The sequence below is a fragment of the Pseudomonas sp. JV245A genome (genome assembly GCF_032424515.1).
GTDB classification, from domain to species: domain Bacteria; phylum Pseudomonadota; class Gammaproteobacteria; order Pseudomonadales; family Pseudomonadaceae; genus Aquipseudomonas; species Aquipseudomonas protegens.
In genome coordinates this window covers 1-3,437 of sequence record NZ_VYKE01000286.1, presented here as the reverse complement: position 1 = coordinate 3,437, position 3,437 = coordinate 1, and the positions used below count along the sequence as shown (strand labels likewise).

5 protein-coding genes are annotated in these 3,437 nt (G+C 64.8%); 3 read left to right on the top strand and 2 right to left on the bottom strand.

Annotated features, from left to right (window positions below):
* Positions 1–88 precede the first annotated feature (88 nt).
* The gene (locus tag F6S12_RS30610) at positions 89–556 is read left to right on the top strand and encodes an RNA methyltransferase (protein WP_011059840.1); all 468 of its coding nucleotides are present in this window, start codon (positions 89–91) and stop codon (positions 554–556) included.
* Positions 557–638: 82 nt separating this feature from the next.
* On the top strand, positions 639–1,010 hold the full coding sequence (locus F6S12_RS30605; RefSeq protein WP_011059839.1) for a DUF2892 domain-containing protein: 372 nt from the start codon (positions 639–641) through the stop codon (positions 1,008–1,010).
* A 43-nt stretch (positions 1,011–1,053) separates the two neighbouring features.
* Here the strand turns inward: F6S12_RS30605 and F6S12_RS30600 are convergent, their stop codons facing one another.
* Entirely contained in the window at positions 1,054–2,289 is a 1,236-nt protein-coding gene (locus F6S12_RS30600) for a hypothetical protein (protein WP_315869752.1), read from the bottom strand.
* Between the two features lie 45 nt (positions 2,290–2,334).
* On the bottom strand, positions 2,335–2,784 hold the full coding sequence (locus tag F6S12_RS30595) for a YcgN family cysteine cluster protein (RefSeq protein ID WP_015634549.1): 450 nt from the start codon (positions 2,782–2,784) through the stop codon (positions 2,335–2,337).
* Positions 2,785–3,058: 274 nt separating this feature from the next.
* Here F6S12_RS30595 and F6S12_RS30590 point away from each other — a divergent pair.
* A partial coding sequence (locus F6S12_RS30590; RefSeq protein ID WP_315869751.1) for a nitroreductase family protein occupies positions 3,059–3,437 on the top strand: 379 nt, incomplete at its 3' end.

Sequence of the window (3,437 nt, the reverse complement as noted above, 5' to 3'; positions counted from 1 at the left end):
CGGGAGCAAGCTCCCTCGCCACAACAAGCCACCGAGCCGTGGGCAATCCCCGTATAATCGCGCTCTTTTCCCCCAAGGCGCTTTGTTCGTGGCAAACAAAAGGTACAGCTGCATCGGTTTGTATAACCCCAAATCACCGGAGAACGTCGGTTCGGTGATGCGCGCCGCCGGCTGCTATGGCGTCGCCTCGGTGTTCTACACCGGCAAGCGCTATGAGCGGGCCCGCGACTTCGTCACCGACACCAAGAAGGTCCACCAGGACATTCCGCTGATCGGCATCGACGACCTGAAGAAAATCCTCCCCCTGGGCTGCATACCGGTGGCCGTGGAACTGGTCGAGGGTGCCCGCCCACTGCCCGAATACACCCACCCGGATCGCGCCCTGTACATCTTCGGCCCGGAAGACGGCTCCCTCGACAAGGAGATCCGCGACTGGTGCGAGGACGTGGTCTACATCCCCACCACCGGTTGCATGAACCTGGCAGCGACAGTCAACGTGGTGCTCTACGATCGCCTGGCCAAGGGCAACAACACCCGCTCCGGTCCCAAGTTCTGAGCACACGCCGGTCATTGTCCGGGAACCTGTGACGCCTTCGTGCAGTCAGCCTTGTATCCCTTACCGCCCTTGGAGACAGATCATGAGCGAGCGCAAACAGCTGCAAACCATCGAATCGACCCCGTTCCAGAGCCAGCCCACCCAGAATGTCCAGGGCTGGGAGCGCATCGGCTCGCTGGCCGGCGGCGTGGTGATGATGGGCAAGGGCCTGCGCCGTGGCGGCGTATTCGGCCTGATCCAGGTAGCCATCGGCGGCGTGGCCCTGGCCCGGGGCATCACCGGGCACAGCTCGGCGAAAAGCCTGCTGGAGAAAAGCCGCCAGGACATGAACAACGTGCGCAACAAGATCGAACGCGCTGCAGAAGAGCTGCGCAACCTGAAAGCCGATGCCGAAGCCGCCGGCCGCAACGCCAAGGCCGCCAGCAATGATGAAGTGAAGGTGCCCAAGGCCTGAAGCCGGGGCGTCCTCATGGACGCCTGGGGCCAACCGCGCCGGGTCAGCGCAGCAGGCTGGTGTCGAGGACCCTGGAGGACTCGCCCAGCACGCTTTCACTGAGCTGGATGAATTCGGCGGTGCTGACGCTTTCCAGGCGCATCGCCGCTTGCAGGACATCGTCCAGGGAGCGCTTGTTGCGGGTCTTGAGGCGAATCTCTCGATCCAGCTCCTGCAATAGCAACACCGCCTTGGCCACTGTGGCGCTGTCCACCTGTTCGCCGCGCAGGCTGGTGACCTTGTGGCCGTCCCGGGCCAGGCGCTTCTCCAGCACCTGGTAACGTTCATCGCTGATGCCACCGGCACGGCGCAGCAGCTCGATGGCGTAGTACTGCGCCAGCCCTTCACTGATCCAGTCGCTGCGCTGGCTGTCGTTGATCCGTGCCAGAGATTGCACCAGCTCCCGCAGCAAGGGGCTGGCGCCGCTCTCGCTGACCAGCGGCAGGCGACTGTGCAGGAACAGTGAATCGCGCCCGGCCAGGCTGCCGCGCCACATCGGATCGGCCGCGCCGACGATCAACAGCTTGCTCGGCTGGCGGGGAAACACCGCCTGCACCTGCGGCCAGACAAAGGTCAGCAGGGTCAGCACATCCATGCGCCGCATGCCCTGGCCCAGTGGCGAGACCACGCTGACGTCGGTTTCCCCCAGGCGCGTGCGGCGGCTGCCCAGGGTGCCGGCGAGCATCCAGCCGGCGGGACGGTCGAACAGCCGCGAGGGGTTGTCGATGCGAAAACGGTGCTTGCCGATCCGCGGCCAGGCGGTCTCGATGCTCTTCCAGCCGGCGGGCAGTTCGAAATCCAGGCGCGCCACCAGCTCGATGCCGTCCTGCTGGTCCAGGTGCGCCGGCGGCACCAGGGTTTCGCCGCGCATCAGGGCCCAGTTGGCAGTACTGCGGCTGTCATAGCTGCCTTTCTTGATGCTGTGGTTCAGGCGTACCCGGTAGCTCAGGCTGGCCTTGCCGCTGGCCGGGCGCCAGACCCCACGCTGACCGCCGGCACCGGCGGGGGCGGCCTGCCATTGGCCGTCGGCCTTGAAGTCGCTGTAGTCGCCGGTCGAGCCCAGATCGAAATCCAGGCTGCGCAGCGCCGCGCCGTCGGCCAGGGTCAGGCGCACTTCGGCCTGATCGCTCTGGGGCAGGAAGCGCACGTGATAATCCAGATCGACCTTCTTCGCCGCAAACGCCGATGCGCTCAATGCCAGCATCGCAGCGGCCAGCGCCAGCTTCGCCCCCACCCTCATACCCTCTCCTTGCTATTGAAACCTTGAAGCCGGCGCGGCGAACCCTCAGCCTGCGCGGAAAATCAGATGATCCTCCCAATCCTCTTCCGCCACGCTGCCTTCGGCGAGCATGCGGCCGGACTGGGAAATACGCTCGTGGTGCACCGCATCGCGGTCGCCGCACACAAGGTGGTGCCAAAGGGGCAGGTCCTTGCCCTCGCTCACCAGGCGGTAGCCGCAGGTGGGAGGCAGCCACTTGAATTCGTCGGCCTTGCCCGGGGTCAGCTGGATGCAGTCGGGCACCGAGTCGCGGCGGTTGGGGTAATCGCTGCACTGGCAGGTCTTGAGGTCCAAAAGCTTGCAGGCGATGCGCGTGTAATAGACGCTGTTGTCGTCCTCGTCTTCAAGCTTTTGCAGGCAGCACAGACCGCAGCCATCGCACAACGACTCCCATTCGTCCTGGTCGAGTTGTTCGAGGGTTTTGCGTATCCAGAAAGGTTCGACTTTGGCGGCCATGGCTCAAGCATCAATATCCGAGGGTGAAAAGGCCGCCAGTCTAGTGCCGAAGAACCGGCGGGCCAAGCGCTGGCGACTGTCGGTAGGCCGGGACTTGTCAGCGGGCCATGGGCACAGTAGCTTTGCCCCTCGGACCGACCCGCGTCCGTGTGCCATTAACGCTTGACCGCGTTGCACCCGGCAAACCGCACGGGGTCAGGAATACCCCTTCGCTCAGCTCATCTGCGCTTGCCGGTTTATTCCACTCATCTCACATGCTGCCAGGAGTTTTTCCATGAGCGCCAACACTCGCGTTGCCGACTACGCCATCCACCCGCAGTTCACCCAGCGCTGGTCGCCCCGGGCCTTCACCGGCGAAAGCATCCCCGAAGAAACCCTGCTGAGCTTCTTCGAAGCCGCACGCTGGGCGCCTTCGGCCTACAACTCGCAGCCCTGGCGCTTCCTCTATGCCCGCCGCGACACGCCGAACTGGGAACGCTTCCTCGGCCTGCTCAACGAATTCAACCGTGGCTGGGCGCAACACGCTTCGGCCCTGGTGATCGTGATTTCCAAGACCACCTTCACCGTGCCCGGCGCCAGCGAGGAAACCCCGGCCCTGTGGCACACCTTCGACACCGGTTCGGCCTGGGGCCACCTGGCCCTGCAAGCCAGCC